At 66.5% G+C, this 19,441-nt stretch carries 22 protein-coding genes and 1 tRNA gene; 11 read left to right on the top strand and 12 right to left on the bottom strand.

Going from position 1 to position 19,441, the window contains the following annotated elements; genetic code table 11:
• Positions 1-4 precede the first annotated feature (4 nt).
• From KBY77_RS09380 to KBY77_RS09395, 4 genes are all read right to left on the bottom strand, one after another.
• On the bottom strand, positions 5-181 hold the full coding sequence (locus KBY77_RS09380; RefSeq protein WP_255103586.1) for a hypothetical protein: 177 nt from the start codon (positions 179-181) through the stop codon (positions 5-7).
• Positions 182-196: 15 nt separating this feature from the next.
• Positions 197-403, bottom strand: a complete 207-nt coding sequence (locus KBY77_RS09385) for a hypothetical protein (RefSeq protein WP_255103599.1) — start codon at positions 401-403, stop codon at positions 197-199.
• On the bottom strand, positions 400-1,230 hold the full coding sequence (locus tag KBY77_RS09390) for a DUF2092 domain-containing protein (RefSeq protein WP_255103601.1): 831 nt from the start codon (positions 1,228-1,230) through the stop codon (positions 400-402). Before KBY77_RS09390 ends, KBY77_RS09385 begins: the two co-directional genes overlap by 4 nt.
• Positions 1,231-1,299: 69 nt before the next feature.
• Positions 1,300-1,500, bottom strand: coding sequence for a hypothetical protein (locus tag KBY77_RS09395; protein WP_255103602.1), 201 nt, complete (start codon positions 1,498-1,500; stop codon positions 1,300-1,302).
• A gap of 367 nt (positions 1,501-1,867) precedes the next feature.
• Between KBY77_RS09395 and KBY77_RS09400 the strand changes: the two genes are divergently transcribed.
• The 4 genes from KBY77_RS09400 (at position 1,868) to KBY77_RS09420 (ending at position 5,543) form a co-directional block, all read left to right on the top strand.
• A complete protein-coding gene (locus KBY77_RS09400; RefSeq protein ID WP_255103605.1) occupies positions 1,868-2,632 on the top strand; it encodes a hypothetical protein in 765 nt (254 codons plus the stop codon).
• 48 nt (positions 2,633-2,680) lie between these two features.
• A complete protein-coding gene (locus KBY77_RS09405; protein ID WP_255103607.1) occupies positions 2,681-2,812 on the top strand; it encodes a hypothetical protein in 132 nt (43 codons plus the stop codon).
• A gap of 746 nt (positions 2,813-3,558) precedes the next feature.
• Positions 3,559-4,803, top strand: a complete 1,245-nt coding sequence (locus KBY77_RS09415; protein WP_255103609.1) for a class I SAM-dependent RNA methyltransferase — start codon at positions 3,559-3,561, stop codon at positions 4,801-4,803.
• Complete coding sequence (locus KBY77_RS09420) at positions 4,800-5,543, top strand: polysaccharide deacetylase family protein (RefSeq protein WP_255103612.1); 744 nt, start codon at positions 4,800-4,802, stop codon at positions 5,541-5,543. The genes KBY77_RS09415 and KBY77_RS09420 overlap by 4 nt, the downstream gene beginning before the upstream one ends.
• Here KBY77_RS09420 and KBY77_RS09425 read toward each other — a convergent pair.
• Together KBY77_RS09425 and KBY77_RS09430 are read right to left on the bottom strand one after the other, a co-directional pair.
• Positions 5,509-5,922, bottom strand: coding sequence for a phage holin family protein (locus KBY77_RS09425; RefSeq protein ID WP_255094204.1), 414 nt, complete (start codon positions 5,920-5,922; stop codon positions 5,509-5,511). The genes KBY77_RS09420 and KBY77_RS09425 overlap by 35 nt on opposite strands.
• Positions 5,919-6,335, bottom strand: a complete 417-nt coding sequence (locus KBY77_RS09430) for a YqjD family protein (protein ID WP_255103614.1) — start codon at positions 6,333-6,335, stop codon at positions 5,919-5,921. The genes KBY77_RS09425 and KBY77_RS09430 overlap by 4 nt, the downstream gene beginning before the upstream one ends.
• Before the next feature lie 104 nt (positions 6,336-6,439).
• Between KBY77_RS09430 and smc the strand changes: the two genes are divergently transcribed.
• Complete coding sequence (smc, locus tag KBY77_RS09435) at positions 6,440-10,066, top strand: chromosome segregation protein SMC (RefSeq protein ID WP_255103616.1); 3,627 nt, start codon at positions 6,440-6,442, stop codon at positions 10,064-10,066.
• 65 nt (positions 10,067-10,131) lie between these two features.
• Positions 10,132-11,145: a PRC-barrel domain-containing protein gene (locus KBY77_RS09440; protein ID WP_255103618.1), complete on the top strand. Its 1,014-nt coding sequence runs from the start codon at positions 10,132-10,134 to the stop codon at positions 11,143-11,145.
• A gap of 23 nt (positions 11,146-11,168) precedes the next feature.
• Here the strand turns inward: KBY77_RS09440 and msrB are convergent, their stop codons facing one another.
• From msrB to KBY77_RS09455, 3 genes are all read right to left on the bottom strand, one after another.
• A complete protein-coding gene (gene msrB / locus KBY77_RS09445) occupies positions 11,169-11,585 on the bottom strand; it encodes a peptide-methionine (R)-S-oxide reductase MsrB (protein ID WP_255103620.1) in 417 nt (138 codons plus the stop codon).
• A 27-nt stretch (positions 11,586-11,612) separates the two neighbouring features.
• Positions 11,613-12,896 (bottom strand): glycosyl transferase, encoded by a 1,284-nt coding sequence (locus tag KBY77_RS09450; protein WP_255103622.1) that lies wholly within the window; start codon positions 12,894-12,896, stop codon positions 11,613-11,615.
• Between the two features lie 17 nt (positions 12,897-12,913).
• Positions 12,914-12,995: transfer RNA gene (locus tag KBY77_RS09455), tRNA-Leu, on the bottom strand.
• A gap of 126 nt (positions 12,996-13,121) precedes the next feature.
• On the opposite strand from KBY77_RS09455, the gene accC reads away from it, so the two are divergent.
• Positions 13,122-14,474, top strand: coding sequence for an acetyl-CoA carboxylase biotin carboxylase subunit (gene accC / locus KBY77_RS09460; protein ID WP_255103625.1), 1,353 nt, complete (start codon positions 13,122-13,124; stop codon positions 14,472-14,474).
• Between the two features lie 34 nt (positions 14,475-14,508).
• On the opposite strand, the gene KBY77_RS09465 is transcribed toward accC, so the two are convergent.
• Positions 14,509-14,835, bottom strand: a complete 327-nt coding sequence (locus KBY77_RS09465; protein ID WP_255103627.1) for a YggT family protein — start codon at positions 14,833-14,835, stop codon at positions 14,509-14,511.
• Positions 14,836-14,912: 77 nt separating this feature from the next.
• Between KBY77_RS09465 and psbX the strand changes: the two genes are divergently transcribed.
• The 4 genes from psbX (at position 14,913) to KBY77_RS09485 (ending at position 17,170) form a co-directional block, all read left to right on the top strand.
• Positions 14,913-15,035, top strand: a complete 123-nt coding sequence (psbX, locus tag KBY77_RS09470; protein ID WP_006172065.1) for a photosystem II reaction center X protein — start codon at positions 14,913-14,915, stop codon at positions 15,033-15,035.
• A 93-nt stretch (positions 15,036-15,128) separates the two neighbouring features.
• Positions 15,129-16,079 carry a Ycf66 family protein gene (locus KBY77_RS09475; protein WP_255103629.1) on the top strand — a complete coding sequence of 317 codons (951 nt, stop codon included), beginning with the start codon at positions 15,129-15,131 and terminating at the stop codon, positions 16,077-16,079.
• A 179-nt stretch (positions 16,080-16,258) separates the two neighbouring features.
• Positions 16,259-16,645: a Tol biopolymer transporter periplasmic protein gene (locus KBY77_RS09480; protein ID WP_315856474.1), complete on the top strand. Its 387-nt coding sequence runs from the start codon at positions 16,259-16,261 to the stop codon at positions 16,643-16,645.
• 15 nt (positions 16,646-16,660) lie between these two features.
• Positions 16,661-17,170: a hypothetical protein gene (locus tag KBY77_RS09485; protein ID WP_255103631.1), complete on the top strand. Its 510-nt coding sequence runs from the start codon at positions 16,661-16,663 to the stop codon at positions 17,168-17,170.
• Between the two features lie 3 nt (positions 17,171-17,173).
• Here KBY77_RS09485 and KBY77_RS09490 read toward each other — a convergent pair whose 3' ends face one another.
• Together KBY77_RS09490 and KBY77_RS09495 are read right to left on the bottom strand one after the other, a co-directional pair.
• Positions 17,174-17,374 (bottom strand): chlorophyll a/b-binding protein, encoded by a 201-nt coding sequence (locus tag KBY77_RS09490; protein WP_255103633.1) that lies wholly within the window; start codon positions 17,372-17,374, stop codon positions 17,174-17,176.
• Complete coding sequence (locus KBY77_RS09495; RefSeq protein WP_255103635.1) at positions 17,375-19,402, bottom strand: ABC transporter ATP-binding protein/permease; 2,028 nt, start codon at positions 19,400-19,402, stop codon at positions 17,375-17,377.
• Positions 19,403-19,441 lie beyond the last annotated feature (39 nt).

Below are 19,441 nucleotides of genomic sequence, written 5' to 3' on the forward strand. Positions count from 1 at the left end.
CGGCTCAGCCTGATTCAGTGAGAGCATGGCGGATGGTGATCAATAACCGCTCAAAACCATCGCTGTCCTCCAGCCCCTTCCAGAACCACTGGGTTTCAGGATTGCACTGCTCCACCTGCTCCCTGAGGTCTGCCGGCAGGGCAGACCAATCAGGAAGGTGGGGCAGCTCAGGGCAGCTCATGGCGGGCCGATGGTTTCAGCAGTCGTAGACGCCAACGGCACAGCGACGCACGGTGCGGCGGCCCACTCCGGCCACGCTGACGGGCGTGAGCGGACGGCCTACGCGGGCCTGCGCCGACGGCACCAGGGCATTCAGGAGTTGACCTGGGAGGGTCAGCAGCGGGCCTGAGCCAGCCAGGGCCAGGGCAGCAAGCAGAGCAGCAGTCTTGCGGGTGGTCGTCATGGAGTTCCTCCTTGAACGAAGTGACTGGGCAGTTCGCCCATGGACTTGATCGTCTTCAACTCATCCTTGCTGATGGCCCTGGCCCCCTGGGGTGGCACAAAAGTGAAGTTTTGGCCGATAGCCGCCGATCCCGTCTGAAAGTTGCTGATCTGAACCCTGTACTGAGGTGAGCCAGGCACCGCCGTAGAGGTGATCATGTAGCGGCAGGGATAGGGGCGCTGTCCCTGGGCAATCCAGATCTGGAAATCTACATCCTTTTTGCGGAACGCAAGGTGATCACACTCCACACCACCAACCACGCCGCTGCCTAGATCCTTGACATCCGTGACGCCCTCGGTGAGTTCGGCGTAGGCCTTCGGCAGCAGCAAATCAGCGGCGGGGAGAGGCCTGCGGTACTTGTCCTTGAGCTCATCCACCAGGGTTTCGATCGTGCCTTTGAACGGAACCTGCATGTAGACGTTGGCCCTTTTGCCCAGCAGGGTGAAAGTCGAGCCATCGAAGACCGTTTCGATGTCGGCGAAACCGGTGGAACGGGTGGAACGGATGCGACCGGGGCGAGTCAGCGACACCGTTCCAGAGCTGGCCAACGTGAGTCGTTGCTGTTCCGTGGTAACGACATCAAGATCGGCGTCGTAACGGAATGACATGGCCTGCTGAGCCGCCATGTAGGTGGTCATCCCCTTGAGCAACGCCAGGGCTTCAGGCTCTGCCGCGCTCGCCCCGGGGAGGCCAACCGCCCCTGCAGCAATAGCAAGTAAACCTGCACAGGCTCCAGCACGGAGGCCACGGCCAGACTGGTTGAACACTCTCAAAAATCTTCTTGACATTATTCTCGATTGACTCCTTGAGGGCATGATGACCCTGGCCTCAGTGGAACACTGTGAGCGGAGTCAAGCTCAGCCTAGGCCGCTGGAGCGCCCCGCCAACAAAATGCTGCATTTTGGTGAAATAAAGAAAAATGTTCGCGATGAATGAAACCTGTTCATCGCGAACGCATCGGCTGGCAGTTTCTGGTTGCGCCTGCGAACCGTGCGTGCCGGCCCGGTGTTGATGGCTGCAACAACTCCCATTGAAAATTGCAGCAGGGCAGCAAACAACCAAACTCTCAGTACTCCTGCAAATGCCGAAGACCTCGTCAAAGTTGAGACATTCGATGATCGGCCATGCAGGCTCAGTTGCCGCCCTTAATTCCTGCGTCATGACTGGGCCCATGCCATCAAGTGTCTTCGCTGATGTCCTGAGAGCTTTCACCCATTCCTCCGCCAACACCTTCCTGTGATTCTGATCAAAAGCCAAGGAGCACCTGCGACCATCCGGGCAACCCTTCCGCTCACCCCGTCCAAGCTGGCCCTGGCAGATGTTCTGAGATTGGTGGGCCAATGCCCATCTGATGTGGGCCGGTACTCCCTTGAGTAGACCAGTGCGCGACACCATGAAGGATCAAGGGGGCCGATCGCGATGGTGATGCGCCGCTTGGGCATGCTGCTGAAGCTGGTCCTGGTTCTGGTGCCCCTGGTAGCACTCAAGGTGCTGGCCATGGCCCAGGGCTGGGAGGTGCTCGCGGCCACACCCCTGTTCGCCGGATTGATCACCTCCAATGTCTTTCTGATCGGCTTCCTGTTCAACGGCGTGCTCACCGACTACAAGGAAAGTGAGAAGTGTCCCGCCCAGCTCGCCCAGACCCTGTTGAGCCTGGTTGCGGAGTTAGAGGCGCTGCGCTGGGCACGGCCAGAAGCCGACCCGTCAGCGGCCCTGGCGACCCTGGCTCAGCTCGGGCCAGGCTTCCTGAGCTGGTTCCATGGCACCACCTGCTCCAACGAGCTGTTCGAGCTGATTGATCGGCTCAATGCCGACCTGGCTCAGCTCCGCGACAACTGTGAGTCACCCTTCATGACACGGTTGCTTCAGCAGCTGGCTTCGCTTCGGAGCCAGCTGCTGCGCATGGAGACGATCCGTTCGATTCCCTTCGTCCCCACGGTGTACTGGTTATCAGCCACCAGCACCACCGTGTTGTGCGCCGGCCTGGTGCTGACCCACATGGAGGGCTGGGCGGAGATCTTCTTCTATTTCGGTGCGATCGCCTTTCTGATGGTGTTCATCCTGCTGATGATCTGGGATCTGGACAATCCCTTCGGCCATGGCGATTTCTCCTCCTGCGAGAACATCAGCCTGGCGCCCCTGGAGCGGACGCTGGCCCGGATCATCAACCCCCAGAACCCCGAGGGTTGAGGGGTGGCGGGCCGCGCTCCGGCAGCATGATCTCCCGCACCTGGCTCGATGGCTTCACGCCGCTGCAATCCCTGGCCAATACTGGCCCTACTGCTCCTGGGAGTGGGGCTGGCGGTGCAGGTATTTCACGGGCAGAAGGGCACCCAGCGCGATCCCCGCCGGGAATTGCGGAAGTTCTGATCGCTGGGGGCGAGGGCAAGCGACCCTGATCAACTGAATCTTGCCCTCTTCTCCTTGCGCAGGTTTTCCGCCGAGAGCTGCACCATCTCGGCGGCAAAGCGCTCCAGCGAATCGATCGTGTTCAACAGTGGCCGGCGGAACTCAAGGCATGGTTTATTCACCCGTTCGTCTTGTTCGACCAGCTGATGAGTGCCCGACACCACCTCTGCCTCTGGCAAGAACAACCGTCCCATCGCATGGGAACTACCCGCGCGGCCATTTCACGATTGGAGAGCGGAAGAAAGCATGAGCTCTGCCTGGGCCTTCTGTGCCGCTATGCGGAGGTCGTCAACTTCGAGCTGCCGGTGGCCATCGAACTTCTGCCCCACTGACCCTGGCCATCGCCAATAAAATGGGGGCCTTCCAGCCCCCGTGAGTCAATTGGGTGATAAGGCTGACTTACCCCATCTCCCTAAGGAGTCAGGCGGCCACAGGGGCGGGCTGACGGGAGAAAGCAACGATGTTGTTCGCTGTTACGGATTTGCTCTTACCGAGCAGGCTTCAGTCACCCTCCTCATACCCCGTCGAAACCATTGCAGCCCCGTGAAGTGGAGCTGAGCGGAATCGAACCGCTGTCCGAAGAACCGGTGTGAGCCACCTAGTCCGCCCGAAGACGGACAAATGCATTGTGGCACCTGCGGCTGCTGAGCGCCCACCGCCGGGCAGGTGGGAATCCCCGAACCGAGGCCGAAGGCCACCATGGAGCGATGGAGACCCCACGCCCCGATCTGCCTTTCGATGTGGTCGCCGTGGTGCCGCCTGGTCTGGAGGAGGCGAGCGCCATCGAGCTGGCGGCCCTCGGCGCTGAAGCGGTGCAGCCGCTGCGGCGTGCCGTGGCCTGCCGTACGGACCTGGCCAGCTTCTACCGCCTGCATCTGCAGGCACGGCTGCCTTTCCGGTTCCTGCGCGAGCTGGCCCGCTTTCCCTGCCGAGGCCGCGAGGATCTCCACGCCGGCGTGCAGCGGGCGGCCGACTGGGATCAATGGCTGCCCCCGGAGCGCAGCTTCAAGGTGGAAGCCAGCGGCAGCGCACCAGGGCTCAGCCACAGCCACTTCAGCGCCCTGCAGGTCAAGAACGCCCTGGTGGATCTGCAGAGGCAGCACTGGGGGCAGCGATCATCCATCGACCTGGACGACCCCGACCTTGTGCTCCACCTGCACCTTGGCACCCCCAGAGGGGGCACCTCCAGAGGAGGCGGCGGTCCCTGGGGGGGGGCGGCAGAAGCGGTGCTCAGCCTCGATGGAGGTGGCGCCAGCCTGCACCGCCGCGGCTACAGGGCCGCCATGGGTCTGGCCCCGCTCAAGGAAAACCTGGCCGCTGGGCTGATCGCCCTCACTGGCTGGGATGGCCGTGTGCCCCTCGCCGACCCCCTCTGCGGCTCAGGCACCCTGCTGATCGAGGCGGCCTGCATGGCCCTGGGCCGCTCTGCAGGCCTGGAGGGCGGCGGGGCGAACCGGCCGGGACGGGCCAGGAGTTTCGCTCTGCAGCGTTGGCCGGATTTCAATCCGATTCTCTGGCAGCAGGAGGTGGAAGCCGCCACAGCCCTGGCCCGCGACGGGCTGGCCGATGGTCACCCGCTGGCCCCGATCGTGGGCATGGAGGCGGAAGCAGCTGTGCTGGAGCAGGCCCGGACCAATGCTGATGCAGCCGGCGTGGGGCCCTGGCTGGACCTGCGCCTGGGCGATTTCCGCAGCTTCGAGCCGCCCAGCGGTGCCCCGGGGCTGCTGGTGTGCAATCCCCCCTACGGCGAGCGGCTCGGCGATGGGGTGGAGTTGGAGGCGCTTTACTCCGATCTGGGGCGAATGGCCAAGGAACGCTGTTCCGGCTGGACCCTCTGGCTGCTGAGCGGGAACCCCGAACTCACTGGCGCGTTGCGCATGAAGGCCAGCCGCAGGGTCCCGGTTAGCAACGGCGGCATCGACTGCCGCTGGCTGAAGTACGAACTGCGTTGAGCTCCCTGATCGTCACCGGGGCAGCGATCCTCTCCCTGCTGGGGCTGGCCGCGTTGATCGTGCTGTGGCCAACGCTGGTGATCCGCCACGTGATCGCACCGTTGAGCCCGGGCGTGCTGTTCCGCGTTCAAACCCGGCAGCGACTGCTGGCGCTCACGATCGATGACGGACCGAGCGGCGTGGGCTCCGACGCCCTGCTGGATCTGCTGGGGGAGCTGGGGGTGCCGGCCACCTTCTTTCTGATCGGATCCAACCTGCGCCGAAATCCCCAGTTCGCGCGGCGGGCGGTGGCCGAGGGACACCAGCTGGGGAACCATCTCTGGGTGGATTCGCGCTCGGCCCTTTTGCCGAGGCGAGAGTTCCTGCGCCAGTGCGACGGCACCGAGCGCCGCATCCGCCGCTGCGCCGCGCCGCTGATGCCCGCACTGCACTGGCTGCGTCCTGGCGGTGGCTGGTTCCATCCACCACTGCTGGCCTGGGCGGCGGCGCTGCACTACCGCCTGGTGCTGGGATCGATCTTTCCCTGGGACACCTTTCAACCGCCGGCCTGGTTTCTGCGCTGGTTCATCCTCGCCAACGCCCACCCCGGCGGGATCCTGGTGCTGCACGACACGCCCGAGCTCAGCAGGCAGACCCTCGCCACGCTGCGCCAGGTGGTGCCGGAGTTGAAGCAGCAGGGGTATCGCTTCGTGGACCTCGACACTCTCAGCGGCCCAGCAGGGCCCGGGTGGTCTTGCTGAGACCGGCGGTGGTCTGGGGCAGGTAGGGGCCCTTGATCAGCTGCCCGCCGATACGCAGCAGCACACCCGCCAGCACGAGATCCCCCACCAACAGCAGCAGCACCGCCTGCAGCCACCCCCAGCCAAAGCTCTGGTGCAGCCACAACACCAGGGCGACATGGCCGGCAACCGAGGCCAGCAGCATCAGCGTGCCGCCGGCCGCCAGCAGAACGCCTCCGCTGATCAGCCGTCGCTTCTCCTGGTCCACCTCCTGCAGGGCGATGCGCACATGCAGGTCCATCACAGACGTCACCAGGGCCGTGACGCGACCCGCTGCCACTCGGCCCACACCGGCGCCGGCGGAGCGCCGCCCCCGGCGCTCGTCGTCGGCCGAACTCATGAGGAACGCCGGCCCGGAGCCAGCAGCAGCCCGACGATCAGGCCCACCGCCGCCGCGACACCGACCGCCAGCAGGGGGCGCTCGCGCACGGGCTTCTCGATCCGGGGCCTGAGGCTGGCGTTGAGTTCGTCCAGAAGATTCTCAAGCTGCTCCTCAAGCGGGCCGATGCGATCCACCAGGTCGCGGGTGCGGTCACCGGCCACATGGACCAGGTCGAGCAGTTGCTCCTGCACACCGTGGGCGGTCCGGCCGGTCTGCTCGGCGATCACCGACACCACCTCATCAAGGCTGCCGCGGGTGGCCTCCAGAGTTTCGCGGGCCACCTGTGGCCATTCACGCTGGATGGTGGGCAGCAGGGCGTCGAAGCGCTCCCGGAAGCGATCCCGATTGATGGTGGGGGTTTCAGGTTCCATGACGTGACGATCCGTAGGGGACTCTTGCTCCAACGATAGGTAGGGGCTTGAGATCGTCAGCAGCTCCGCTAGGTTTCAGCTGCTCAGCACTGCACGCGGGCCTGTTGGTTTACATCAATCAGGTCGAACTCGCCCAGTTCAAATCGTTCGGTGGAGCGATGGCGATCCGGCTGGAGCCAGCCTTCACGGTGATCACCGGTCCGAACGGCTCTGGCAAGAGCAACATCCTTGATGCCGTTCTGTTCTGCCTGGGCCTGGCCAGCAGCCGCGGCATGCGCGCCGAACGACTTCCCGACCTGATCAACAGCGCCACGGTCCGCCAGGGCAAAGCTGCCGAAACGGTGGTGAGTGTGCGCTTCGACCTCAGCGACTGGCAGCCCGACCCAGCTGAAGCGGGGCTGGAGGCCCCGGCGGAGGGGCCCTGGATCCAGACTGGGCAGAAGGAATGGACAGTGAGCCGGCGGCTGCGGCTTGCCCCCGGCGGGACCTACAGCAGCAGCTTCAGCTCCGACGGGGTCCCCTGCAACCTGCAGCAGCTGCAGACCCAGCTGCGCCGGCTGCGGGTGGATCCCGAGGGCAGCAACGTGGTGATGCAGGGGGATGTGACCCGGATCGTGTCGATGAGTGCCCGCGACCGCCGCGGCCTGATCGATGAACTGGCCGGGGTTGCCCTGTTCGATTCCCGCATCGAGCAGACCCGCGCCAAGCTCGATGAGGTGCAGGAGCGCCAGGAACGCTGCCGGATCGTCGAGCAGGAGCTGCTGGGGAGCCGCCAGCGGCTGGAGCGCGACTGCGCCAAGGCCCGCACCTACCAGGAGCTGCGCCTGCGCCAGCAGCTCGGCCGCCTGCAGGAGCAGGTGCTCGCCCATGAGCAGGCTGGCGCCCAGCTGGAGGCCCTGCGCCGGCGTCAGCAGGCCCTCGAGGCCCAGGAGCAGAGCGACCGCACGGCCATGGCCACTGCCCAGGCAGCCATGGAGCAGGCCAGCAGTGAGCTCGCCCTGCTCCAGGCCGAAGTCAAGGCTCTCGGAGAAGACAGCCTGCTGGTGGTGCAGGCGGAGCTCGCCGGCCTGGAGACCAGCGCCCGCGAGCTGCAGCGCCAGGCGGAGCGACAGCAGCAGCAGGCTGAGGCGCTGCAGGGCCAGCGCCAGGACCTGCAGCGCCAGCGCCAGGAACTGCAGCGTCAGCGGCTGGAGCTCAGCGCCGATGAGCAGCACGCCGCCGCCCTGGATTCAGCTGCTCAGGCCTGCCTGAGCGCCGAAGGTGCCGTGGAGCTCTCCCGCCGGCGGCTGGGGGAGGTGGCGGGCCGCTCCGGCACCTGGCTGGAGGAGCAGAAGCGCCGCAGCCAGCGGCGGCAGGAGCTGCAGCAGGCGGTGGCTCCCCTGCTGGCGGAACAGCAGCAGCTCACCGAGAGGCTGCGCCAGGCCGAGGAACGCCTGATGGAACTGGAGGCGGAGCTGGCCAGCGGCGACAGCGCCGACCACGACCAGCAGCGGCGCCTGCAGGAGCTGTTGAGCGAAGCCGAAGCCGTCCAGGACCTGGTGGACCAGCAACAGCGCCAGGCCCAGGACCTGGCCGAAGCCCTCGCGCTGCAGCAACGCACCCGCACCCGACTGGAGCAGGAGCAGACCCAGTTGGAGCGGGAGATTGCCCGGATCGAAAGCCGCCGCGACACTCTCCAGGAAACCCGTGGCACCGGCGCCCTGCGCCTGCTGCTGGAGGCCGGCCTCAGCGGGCTGCATGGTCCAGTGGCCCAGCTCGCCGAGGTGGAGGAGCGCTTCCGGCTGGCCCTGGAGGTGGCCGCCGGCGGCCGCCTGGCCCAGGTGGTGGTCGACGACGACCGCATCGCTTCAGAGGCGATCGAGCTGCTCAAAAGCCGCCGGGCCGGTCGACTCACCTTTCTGCCACTCAACAAGATCCGCGGCGGCGGCAGTGGCAGCAGCAGTGGCGGCAGCGGCAGCGCCGCCCTGGAGCGGGGCGGAGGCGGTGGGCGCTCCGGCGGTGGCGGACTGTTGGGGCGCGCAGTCGATCTGCTCCGCTTCGAGCCCGTCTACACGGAGGTCTTCCGCCACGTCTTCGGCGACACCCTGGTATTCGAAGACCTGGCCAGCGCCCGCCGCGAGCTCGGCCGCTGCCGGGCCGTGACCCTGGAGGGGGAACTGCTTGAGCGCAGCGGGGCCATGACCGGCGGCAGCCTTCAGCAACGCTCCGGCCAGCTCAGCTTCGGGCGAGCGGGGGAGCAGGACGAGGCGGAGCCCCACAGGCAGCGCCTGCTGGAACTGGGGGAGAGCCTGGTGGCCTGCCGTCGCCGCGAGGCCGACCTGGCCCGCCAGCTGGAGCAGCTGCGCCCGGCGCTGCAGGAGGGCCAGCAGCGCCGGGCCGCTCTGGCGGCGGAGCGGGCGGCGGCAGAGCGCGCCCTGGGGCCCCAGCTGCAACGGCTTGAGCAGCTCCAGCAACGGTGCAGCCATCACCAGACCAGCCTGGAGAGCGGCCGTCAGCGCAGCCAGCAGCTGGAGCGCGAGCTGGCCCCCTTGCTGCTGGAGCTGGCCGGACTGGAAGTGGCCGAAGCCCAGGCCCAGGAGTCGGGAGACAGTGCCCGCTGGCAGGGCCTGCAGCACGACCTGGAGACGGCCGATCAACGGCTGGCCGCCGCCCGCGAGCAGCGGGACGGACTCCTGCTGGCCCAGCGGGAACGCAGCTTGAGCCTCACCCGTCTCGGGGATCAACTCGAAGCTCTCAAGCTGGAGGAAGCGCGGCTGCAGCAGGCCGTGGTCAACCTGGCCGAGGAACACCGCCTGCGCCGCGAGCAGGAATGCCAGGGCCAGAAGCGGCGGGCGGAACTGGAGGTGCAACAGCAGCAGTTGCAGGAACGCTTCGGCGAACGGCGCCGGGCTCGCGATGCCGCCGAATCCCAGCTGGGCCAGCAGCGGCAGGCCGTCCAGCAGCGGCAGTGGGAGCTGCAGCGGCTGGGGGAGGAGCGCCTGTCGCTCAGCGAGCAGGAGCGGGCGCTGGCCCTGCGGCTGGAGGCAATGGAACGGGCCCTGCCCGATCCTCTCCCCGAGATCTCCGAGGAGCTGCGCTCAGCAGGCCTGGAGGCGCTGAAGCAGGAGTTGCAGCGGCTGCAGCAGCGCATGGAAGCCCTCGAGCCGGTGAACATGCTGGCCCTGGAGGAACTGGAGCAGCTGGAGCAGCGCCTGGCCGACCTGGCCGGTCGGCTGGAGGTGCTCTCCAGCGAACGGGAGGAGCTGCTGCTGCGCATCGAAACCGTTGCCACCCTGCGCCAGGAGGCTTTCCTGGAGGCCTTCCACGCCGTGGATGGCCATTTCCGCACAATCTTCGCCGGGCTCTCCGAAGGCGAGGGACACCTGCAGCTGGAGAACGAGGCCCAGCCCCTTGAGGGCGGTCTCACCCTGGTGGCCCACCCCAAGGGCAAGACCGTGCGCCGCCTGGCTTCGATGTCGGGCGGGGAAAAATCGCTCACAGCCTTGAGCTTCCTGTTTGCCCTGCAGCGCTTCCGCCCCTCTCCCTTCTATGCCCTCGATGAAGTCGACAGCTTTCTCGATGGGGTCAATGTGGAGAGGCTGGCCGCCCTGATCGCCAGCCAGGCCGACCAGGCCCAGTTCCTGGTGGTCAGCCACCGCCGGCCGATGATCGCCGCGGCCACCCGCACGGTGGGGGTGACCCAGGCCCGCGGCGCCCACACCCAGGTGGTCGGGATGCCCACCGCCGCCTGAACGGGTGCCGTGGGCCACAATGACCTGAGCACCCACCTTGCCGACACCCGCCCGGGAACTGGCCTTTGACCTCTTCTTTCCCTCCGTCCGCCGACCCTTCCGGCGGCGCCCCCAGCGACAGGCTCTGGCTGCGCTCCGAGCTGATGGGGACTCAGGTGATCACCCGCGACACCGGCCGCCGGCTGGGGGTGGTGGGCGAAGTGGTGGTCGACATCGACCGGCGTGAGGTCGTGGCACTCGGCCTGCGCGACAACCCCCTCACCCGCTTCCTGCCGGGCCTGCCCCGCTGGATGCCACTGGACCGGATACGCCAGGTGGGCGATGTGGTGCTGGTGGACTCCGCCGATTCCCTGGCCGAGGGGTTCAACCCCGACCGCTACAGCAAGGTGATCAACTGCCAGGTCATCAGCGAATCGGGCGAACAACTGGGCCGGGTGCTCGGCTTCAGCTTCGACATCGAGACCGGCGAGCTCACCACCCTGGTGCTGGGAGCCCTCGGTGTTCCCCTGCTCGGCGAAGGGGTACTGAGCACCTGGGAACTGAACGTCGAGGAGATCGTCAGCAGCGGCCCTGATCGGATCATTGTCTACGAGGGCGCCGAAGAGAAACTCAAGCAACTGGGCAGCGGCCTGCTCGAGAAACTGGGCATCGGTGGCCCCAGCTGGGAGCAGGAGGAGCGGGATCGCTTCCGCCAGACCATGGTGCCGGTGGAGAACCAGCTGGCCTCCGGACAGCCCAGCGTGCAGGAGCAACGCCGAATCCAGCCCGCCTCCAGCCGCGCCGTGCAGGTGGAGGAACAGGAGGAACTGGAATATGTGGAGCTGGAACGCCGCCGGCAGGAACCCCTGCGCCAGCGTCGCTACCTCGACGAGGACGAGTACGACGACGAGCCGCGCCGCCGCAGCCCCTTGCCCCAGCAGCCCCGCCAGGCGTCATTGCGTCCCAGGGAAGACGAACGCCAGCCCCTTGATGTGGAGCCCGAGCCCTACCGGGAAAGGCAGGACCCGGAAGCGGAGGTGCTGGATCCCCCAGCAGCCCGGCCGCGCACGAATGAGGAGCGGTTCAGCGATCCCTGGTGAGTCCAGGATCGGCCGGTCAATCCTTACAGGGCCGGCTTGAAGTTCAGAGAAGCCGAGTTGACGCAGTAGCGCAGGCCCGTGGGACCGGGACCGTCGTGGAAGAGGTGACCCAGGTGAGCCTCACACTTGGCACAGCGAATTTCCGTTCGCACCATGCCGTGGCTGCGGTCCTCGATCGTGGTGATCGCCGCGGGATCGAGCCCGTCCCAGAAGCTGGGCCAGCCAGTGCCGGAATCAAACTTTGCATTGGAGCCGAACAGGGGAGACCCGCAGCAGATGCAGTCGTAGCGGCCCTCCTGCTTGGTGTTCCAGTAGGCGCCGGTGAAGGCCCGCTCGGTCCCTCCGCAGCGTGCCACCTGGTACTGCTCCGGAGTGAGGCGCTCGCGCCAGTCGGGATCTGAGGGGGATGGCGAGGCGGCGACCGTGTCAGGGCTGTTCATGGTGCGCAAGGTTCCGTTGATGTCAATTTAGGCAGCGGGCAGAAGCTCCTGCACCATCGCCGCCAGGGCCGCCACAGCCCCGGGCTGACCCCGCAGACTGCGCAGATCGTCGCGCTGACCCCGCAGCCGCTCGGGATGGGCCAGCCACTCGTTGGCCTCGGCGGCGATCTCCGCCGGCGTGATCGCCCCGACCCGCTCAGGCACCACGGCACGGCCAGCCGAGATGTTCGGCCAGGCCAGAAAGCCCCGCTGGCGCATGCGCCAGGCCGTCAGCGCCAGGCCCAGCAACCAGCGCAACAGGGGCAGGCGCGCCACCAGACCGAGCCAGCCGTCCCAGGCCTGCATCACCTGCAGATGCTGGGTGGGCACCAGAACGATCATCGGCACCCCGAGGGCCCCCAGCTCGGCGGTGTTCGCACCAACGGTGGTGAGCGCCAGAGCGCACTGGCTGAGGGCGGCGTGGGCCGGGTGCTGCTCGAACAGCAGGATGGGCGTGCCGGCACCGCTGATCAGCCAGCGTTGGCCGGAATCCGGCTCCGGCACCAGCAGCCGCGGCGGCTGGCCGCCGTAATAACGCTGAATCGGGTTACCAGTGTCTCCGTAGGCCAGCAGATCGGTCACGCTGGTGGTGGGCGCCACCGGCAGCAGGAACCGACACCCCGGCCGCAGGCGGGCAAGGCGATCGGCTGTGTCGAGCAGGAAGGGAACACCCACCTGCAACTTGGCCCGTTTCGAGCCGGGCAGCAGGGCCACCCATTCCCCTTCGGGCAGGGGGGCCACCGCCCGCGCCTCCTCGGAGAGATCAGCCATCAGATCACCCACCACGGTGCAGCGCTGACGCCAGCGGGGAGGCAACCGGGCAGCGGCCTGGGGACCCATCGCGGCGATGCGGTCGTTCCAGCGCGGCCACCGGGCCACCCATTCGGCGTAGGTGAGGTGGCGGTAACCCAGGCGAGCCGAAAGCAGCACGGTCCAGAACTGATCACCCCCCAGGAACACCACCACCCCATGGGCCGGCCAGGGCCCATGGCGGCGGGGGCTGAGCAGCAGTCCCCAGAACCGGCGGGCGGGCACGATGCGGGAGAAGAAACCAAGGTCGCGCGCCACCCGAGCCTCGGATCCGGTGGCGTTGGGACAGGGCACGAGCACCAGCTCCAGGGAGCAGGCCGCTCCAGGAACAACGGGCTGAAGCGCCAGCTGCCTGTGCAGGCGCTGGGCCAGGGGCCGAACCCAGGTTGTGAGCTCGCCCGGTCCGTTGCACACCAGCACGATCGCTGTGGTGGGCGGGAGGCTCGGGGGCGGCTCTCTCAAATTGTGGAAAAGAAAAATGCGGATGGCGAGACTTGAACTCGCAAGGCCGAAGCCACACGCCCCTCAAACGTGCGTGTCTACCAATTCCACCACATCCGCGTGGCCGTCAGGAGTCTGCACTCCCTCCGGCTCGTCAATATACCCATCACCCGTTCCGGACTCCGCCCCACTGAGGCGGCAAGGGTCAGCGCTGATACAGTCCGCAGCGGCCTGGACCAACCACGGATGCCCATCGGCAAGCTGCTGATCGCCAACCGTGGCGAAATCTCTCTCCGCATTTTGCGGAGCTGCCGCGAAATGGGCATCAACACGGTGGCGGTCTACAGCACCGTCGACCGCAACGCCCTGCACGTGCAGCTGGCCGATGAAGCGGTCTGCGTGGGGGAAGCTCCCAGCAGCAAGAGCTATCTCAATATCCCCAACATCATTGCCGCGGCGATCTCCCGGGGCGCCGATGCGATCCACCCCGGTTACGGCTTCCTGGCCGAGAACGACCGCTTCGCGGAGATCTGCGCGGCCCATGGCCTCACCTTCGTCGGTCCCTCCCCAGAGGCGATCCGGGCCATGGGGGACAAATCCACCGCCAAGACCACCATGCAGCGGGTGGGGGTTCCCACCATCCCCGGTAGCGAAGGTCTGCTGGAGGACAGCCAGGAGGCCTCCGTTCTGGCGGCACGCATGGGTTTCCCCGTGATGATCAAGGCCACGGCCGGCGGCGGCGGCCGTGGCATGCGCCTGGTGCAGGAGCCCGAGCAGCTCGAGGGCCTGTTCAAGGCTGCTCAGGGTGAAGCGGAAGCGGCCTTCGGCAACCCGGGGCTCTACATGGAGAAGTTCATCGAGCGGCCCCGCCATGTCGAGGTGCAGATCCTGGCCGATCGCCACGGCAACGTGGTTCACCTGGGCGAGCGCGACTGCTCGATCCAGCGGCGCCACCAGAAGCTGCTTGAGGAAGCCCCAAGCCCAGCCCTGGATCCGGAACTGCGTCGGCGCATGGGCGAGGCAGCTGTGGCTGCGGCCCGGAGCATCACCTACGAAGGCGCCGGCACCGTTGAGTTTCTGGTCGATCGCAGCGGCAGCTTCTATTTCATGGAGATGAACACCCGCATCCAGGTGGAGCATCCCGTCACCGAGATGGTCACCGGTTTCGATCTGATTGCCGAGCAGCTGCGCATCGCCGGAGGTGAGCCCCTGAGCATGCGCCAGGAGGACGTGCAGCTGCGGGGCCATGCGATCGAATGCCGCATCAATGCCGAGGATCCCCAACAGAATTTCAGGCCGGCCCCGGGGCGCATCACCGGCTGGTTGCCACCGGGGGGGCCAGGCGTGCGGGTCGATAGCCACGTGTACACGGGCTACGAAATCCCCCCCTTCTACGACTCGCTGATCGGCAAGCTGATTGTCTGGGGGGTCGATCGAGAGGCGGCCATCAAGCGCATGCGCCGGGCCCTGAGTGAATGTGCGATCACGGGCATCCCCACCACGATCGAGTTCCATCTGGCCCTGCTGGATCGGCCCGAGTTCCAGCGCGGCGATGTGCACACGAAGTTCGTGGAGCAGGAGATGCTGCCGCCCAGCTGATCCACGAGCTCGATTCGGTCACGAAACGCCAGGCTCAGGCCAGGGACTGGCTGTGGCGCAGCACCTGGGTGAGCAGTCCCTGCTGACCCACAACCAGTTCCCGCAGCAGGCTGATCAACCCCACCCAGATCACCGGGGTCACGTCGACACCGCCGATGGCGGGGATCAACCGCCGGCTGAAGCGCAGCAGCCCCTCCGTCGGCCAGCCGATCAACTGCATCGCTCCCCGATTCAGGTCAACCTGCGGATACCAGGTGAGCACGATGCGGAACAGGAACAGCAGGGTCCAGGCCGCCAGGGCCAGGGCCAACACGGCATGCAGCAGCGGCAGGCCAGAGGCCAGCACGGAAACGGCCGTCACAAAGCGGTAAGCAGGGGCCGGTCCATCGTAGGAAGTGAGCGCTGCTGCCTAAGATCCCAACCGGATCTCATGGCGCCATGACCCCCTCCCTCTCCAACTTCCTGAGCAGCCTCGTCTACGGAGCGATGATCGTGGTGATTCCGATCAGCATCGCCTTGGTTCTGATCAGCCAGAACGACCAGGTTGATCGCAAGCTCTGAGCTGAGGCTGGTATCGCGGGTCAAGGTCCCTAAACTGGGATCAACCGTTCACCCCTGGCGGACGGAACAAGTCGTTCGCCTGAGGTTTCAGACGTGGTCAATGCCAGCCTGAACTGGGCCAGCATCGTCGGCATCGTATTGGCCGTCGGTGGTGCGTTCCTCTATTTCATGAGGAGCTTCAAGCCAGCCCTTGCCCGTGACTACGACGTCTTCTTCGCCGCCATCGGTCTGTTGTGCGGCGGGATTCTCTTCTTCCAGGGCTGGCGGCTCGATCCGATCCTTCAGTTCGGCCAGTTCCTGCTGGCAGGTACCACGGTCTTTTTCGCTTACGAAAGCGTTCGTCTGCGGGGCGTCACCACTGAGCAGGCCAGGCGCTCCTCCTATTTCGACGACGACGAACCCTTGCCTGCCAAGCCCAGGATGGGCGGCCGCGCCGGCTGGGATGACGACGCAGACCGCTTTGAGGAACCCCAGCCCCTGCGTCGACGAATCCGCTCCCCCCTCAACGAAGAAGCGGAAGACGATGCCAGTTTCTACCGGCCCCGTCGTGAGGCGGCCAGGCCTGCCATTCCCGAGCGGGCCGCCAGCCGTCGCCCCCCAACCGACAGCAACTGGGATGCAGCCGAGCCCAGCCCCCGCCGTGAACCGGAGTCCTACGGCAGTCGGAGCGTTGCGGCGTCCAGTGCCGCAGCCTCGGGAGCGGCCTTCGGCTCCCGCCGGCGCGAGCGCGACAGCGGATTAGAGCCCCGCCGCGGCAGCCGTCCGATGCCCAGCTCCGAGTCCATGCCCCGCTCCAGCCGCCGACCTGGTCCTGCGGGTGCCACGGAACCGTCCCTCGGCACCCCCCCTGGTGTTCCCCAGGGCACACCGATCCGCAGCCGCCCCAGCACCGCAGCCAACAACAGCCCGATCTCAAGCTCCGCAACTGGCGCCGGCCCTGCATCCAGCCCCGCCACCCCCGTGAGCGACGCCGACTACACCCCCCTGCGGCCCGCCCCCTCCAGCAGCCGCCCTCGGGACAACAGCTCCCGATTCGACAGCTGATCACACTGCCCAGGACCGCCTTCCTGGCGGCGATCGTGTCAGCAGCCCTGGCAACTTTTCTGGGTTCTTGCTCACTGCCCTGGTCCGGCCGTTCCCGTCCGGCTCCATCGCCTGGCTGGCAATCGAACCTCAGCCGTCAGGATCCAGCCCTGAGCGGTGACGGTCGCCTCCTGGCCAGCGTGATCGAACGCCAAGGCCGATCGACAGTGCTGCTGCAGGAGCGCATCAGTGGGCGGGTGCTGCCTCTGCGCCACCTCAGTCGCTGGCAGCCGCACAGCTCCCCTTCCCTCAGCTGGAGGGGCCGCTATCTGGCCCTGATCGTGCAGCGGGGTGACCGGCGCCTGGCGGTGATTGAAGACCGCCTGACCAATCGGCTTGTGCCTTTGCCCCTGCCGGGCGGACTGGAGCCGGTGAAGCTGAGCCTGGCGCCCGACGGCCAGCGCCTGGCCCTTCAACTGGTGGCCGCTGGCCGCTGGCAAGTGGAGCTGTTCGATCTGGGCGGGGTCCTTGAGATCGACCCGCCGGCTGGGGAGGTGCTGCGCACTCCAGCTTTGGCGGCGCCGTGACACCCCTGGGGCGCCATGACCGTGACATCTGATATCGCCCAGGTAAGGCTGGCGCAGCTGGGCCTGTCCCTCATGGCACTCGGCCTGCTCGGAGCCTGTGCGTTCAATCCCATGCGGCCCCTGCCCGCCATCAACCAAAAGCTGGAGCAGAATGGCGGCAACCGCGATCCTTCCCTGAGCGGTCGCTGGCTGGCCCTCATCAAAGGCCGCGACGGGCGCGAGCGGATTGAGCTGGTCAACCTGGATCAGAACCGGCCAATATCCCTGCCGGGCCTGAACCGCCCAGATGCCCAGCCCCTGAACGTAAGTGTCGATGCCGCAGGGGAGCGCATGGCCCTGATCCGCCAGCGCGACGGCCGCACCGAACTGGCACTCTATCGACGCAGCAGGGAAAGTCTCCAGCCGCTGCCGCTGGAGCCGCCAGGGGTGCCCAGACAGGTGCAGCTCAGCGCTGATGGCCGCGTGCTGGCCGTTCAGGTCAGCCGCGGCGGCCTCTGGCAGGTGGACCTGATTGAGCTGCCCTGAAGATCAGGGCACCAGGCCCGCCCAGTGCAGGAAGGTGTCGCCGCTGAGGGCCTCAATCAGCAGCACGGCAGCAAAGCCGAGCATCGCGAAGCGCCCGTTCACCCGCTCCGCGTATCCACTCCAGCCGAACGCCGGGACGTCAGGCGTGGTGGCACTGGTGGTGGGGATGGCCTCAGGTTCACTGGCAGGGACTGGGGAAGACATTCAGGTCTCACGGTTGCGGCCAAAGTCATAGCCGTCGGTTGGCAGCAGCCGCCAGCCGCCCTGGCCGTCGAGCTCGAGAACGGTGTCGTGAAAGGCCACCAGAGTGGGCCTGTGACCCACACTTACGAAAGCGATCTCCCGCTCCACAAGCAGCTCGTAGAGGGCCTTCTCGGTGGCCACGTCAAGGGCGCTGGTGGCTTCGTCGAGGACCACGAAGCGGGGGGAGTTGAGCAGCAGCCGGGCAAAGGCGAGGCGCTGCTGCTCGCCGAGAGAAAGCAAACGGGGCCAGTCCTGCTTGATATCCAGATCGGGGTAGCGCCCCACCAGTTCGGGCAGGCGCACCTCCTCAAGCACATGGCGCAGCTGTTCGTCGCTGAAGCGATCGGCGGGCTGGGGGTAGCAGAGCTGCTCCCTGAGGCTGCCCAGCAGCATGTAGGGCTTCTGGGGAATGAACATCAGCTCGCCCACCGGAGGGCGCTGCACATGGCCCGCGGCCGGAGGCCAGAGCCCACTCACCAACCGGAGGAAGGAGGTCTTGCCGCAGCCCGAAGGCCCTACCACCAGCAGCCGCTGGTTGGCAGTCACCTCCAAGCTGAGATCTCTCACCAGCAGACGGTTGGTGCGGGGCGGCACCAGATCCACATGGCTCACAAGGATCGACTCGGGCCGCACTGCACCGGCCCCGGCGCCAATGGCACCACCAGCGGAGGCCTGCTCGGCGGCCACGAACTCGGCCATCTCGGCACTGATCGCCTCCACCTTGCCCTGGAAGCCTTCGAGGCGGCTGATGGAGGCGGAGAAGGCGGCCAGCCGATCGATGTTGTTGACGATGTAGCTGACCGAGAACAGCACCTGTGAGAAGGCGATGCTGGCCTGGCCGAAGACACCGAAGTCGACCTCCTTGGCGAAGTAGATGGGCGCAATCACCAACCAGGGAAGAAAGCGGGAGAAGTAGTCGTAGGAGCGCTGGATGACGCTGATCAGCGCCTCCCAGATGATCAGCCTGTTGTAGTTGACAATAACCCCGTCAAGGCGGCGTTCGCCCTCCTTCTGCTCCTGGCGCTCGCCCTGGTAGAAGGCGATCGATTCGGCATTGTCACGGATGTGAACCAGACCGTAGCGGAAATCCGCCTCCAGTTTCAGCTGCTGATAGTTCAGGTTCACCAGCTTGCGGCTGGCGAATACGATCAGGGCCGTGCCACCCACCGAATAGCCCAGCAGCCACAGTGCCAGAGTCTGGTTGATGCTCCAGAGAACGATGATGAAGCTGAAGAAGGTGAGCAAGGCGGAAATGATCTCCACCGTCACGCTCAGGCTGGTGGCGGTGAAGCTGGCCGCGTCCTGGGAGATCCGCTGGTCTGGATTATCGATCTCCTCAACGCTTTCATCGTTGGGGTTGAGAACGTAGTAGGCCCGGTTGGTGAGGTAGCGGCCCAGCATGCGGCCGCTGAGCCACTCCCGCCACAGCAAACCCAGCTTGGGAATCAGATAGCTCTGGATGGCGCGTATCGGCAGGGCCAGCACCAGGCAGAAGGCGTAGATCGCGACGATCTTCCAGAACTCCTCCTCCTTGTAGCCCACCAAGGCGTTTTCGATGTTCCTGGCGATGAAGCTGATGCCCACGTTGATGCCGTTGATCACCAGGATCAGCAAGGCGATCACACCGAGCAGCAACCAGGGCAGCCAGCGCCCCTGGCGCAGCTTGGCCCGCAGGCTGATGAAGGCGGCAATCCCAGCGGCAAACAGAACCATCACCGCGATGCCGATCGGCCCGCTCCAGACCGCGGCCACCTGCTCGGGCACCCCAGGCAGGAAGCGGTTGCGCAGTTCGGGTATCCAGGCGCCGGCCGCGGCGACCACACCGGTGAGCAGCAGCAGGGTGAAACCCACCACCACCGCCAGCAGGGCCACCACCAGAAGCAGGAACTGGCCGCTGCCACCGCCGCCTTCGTCAAGAGGCAGGAAGTAGGGCTGGGCCAGGCGCTGCAGCTTGGCCAACTGCTCGCGAAGGGCCTTGAGGGGTCGCATGAATATTTACGAGTCCGCTCATTGTCGCCGCTGGCGGGC

Source organism: Synechococcus sp. Cruz-7E5, assembly GCF_024345995.1.
Taxonomy (GTDB): domain Bacteria; phylum Cyanobacteriota; class Cyanobacteriia; order PCC-6307; family Cyanobiaceae; genus Regnicoccus_A.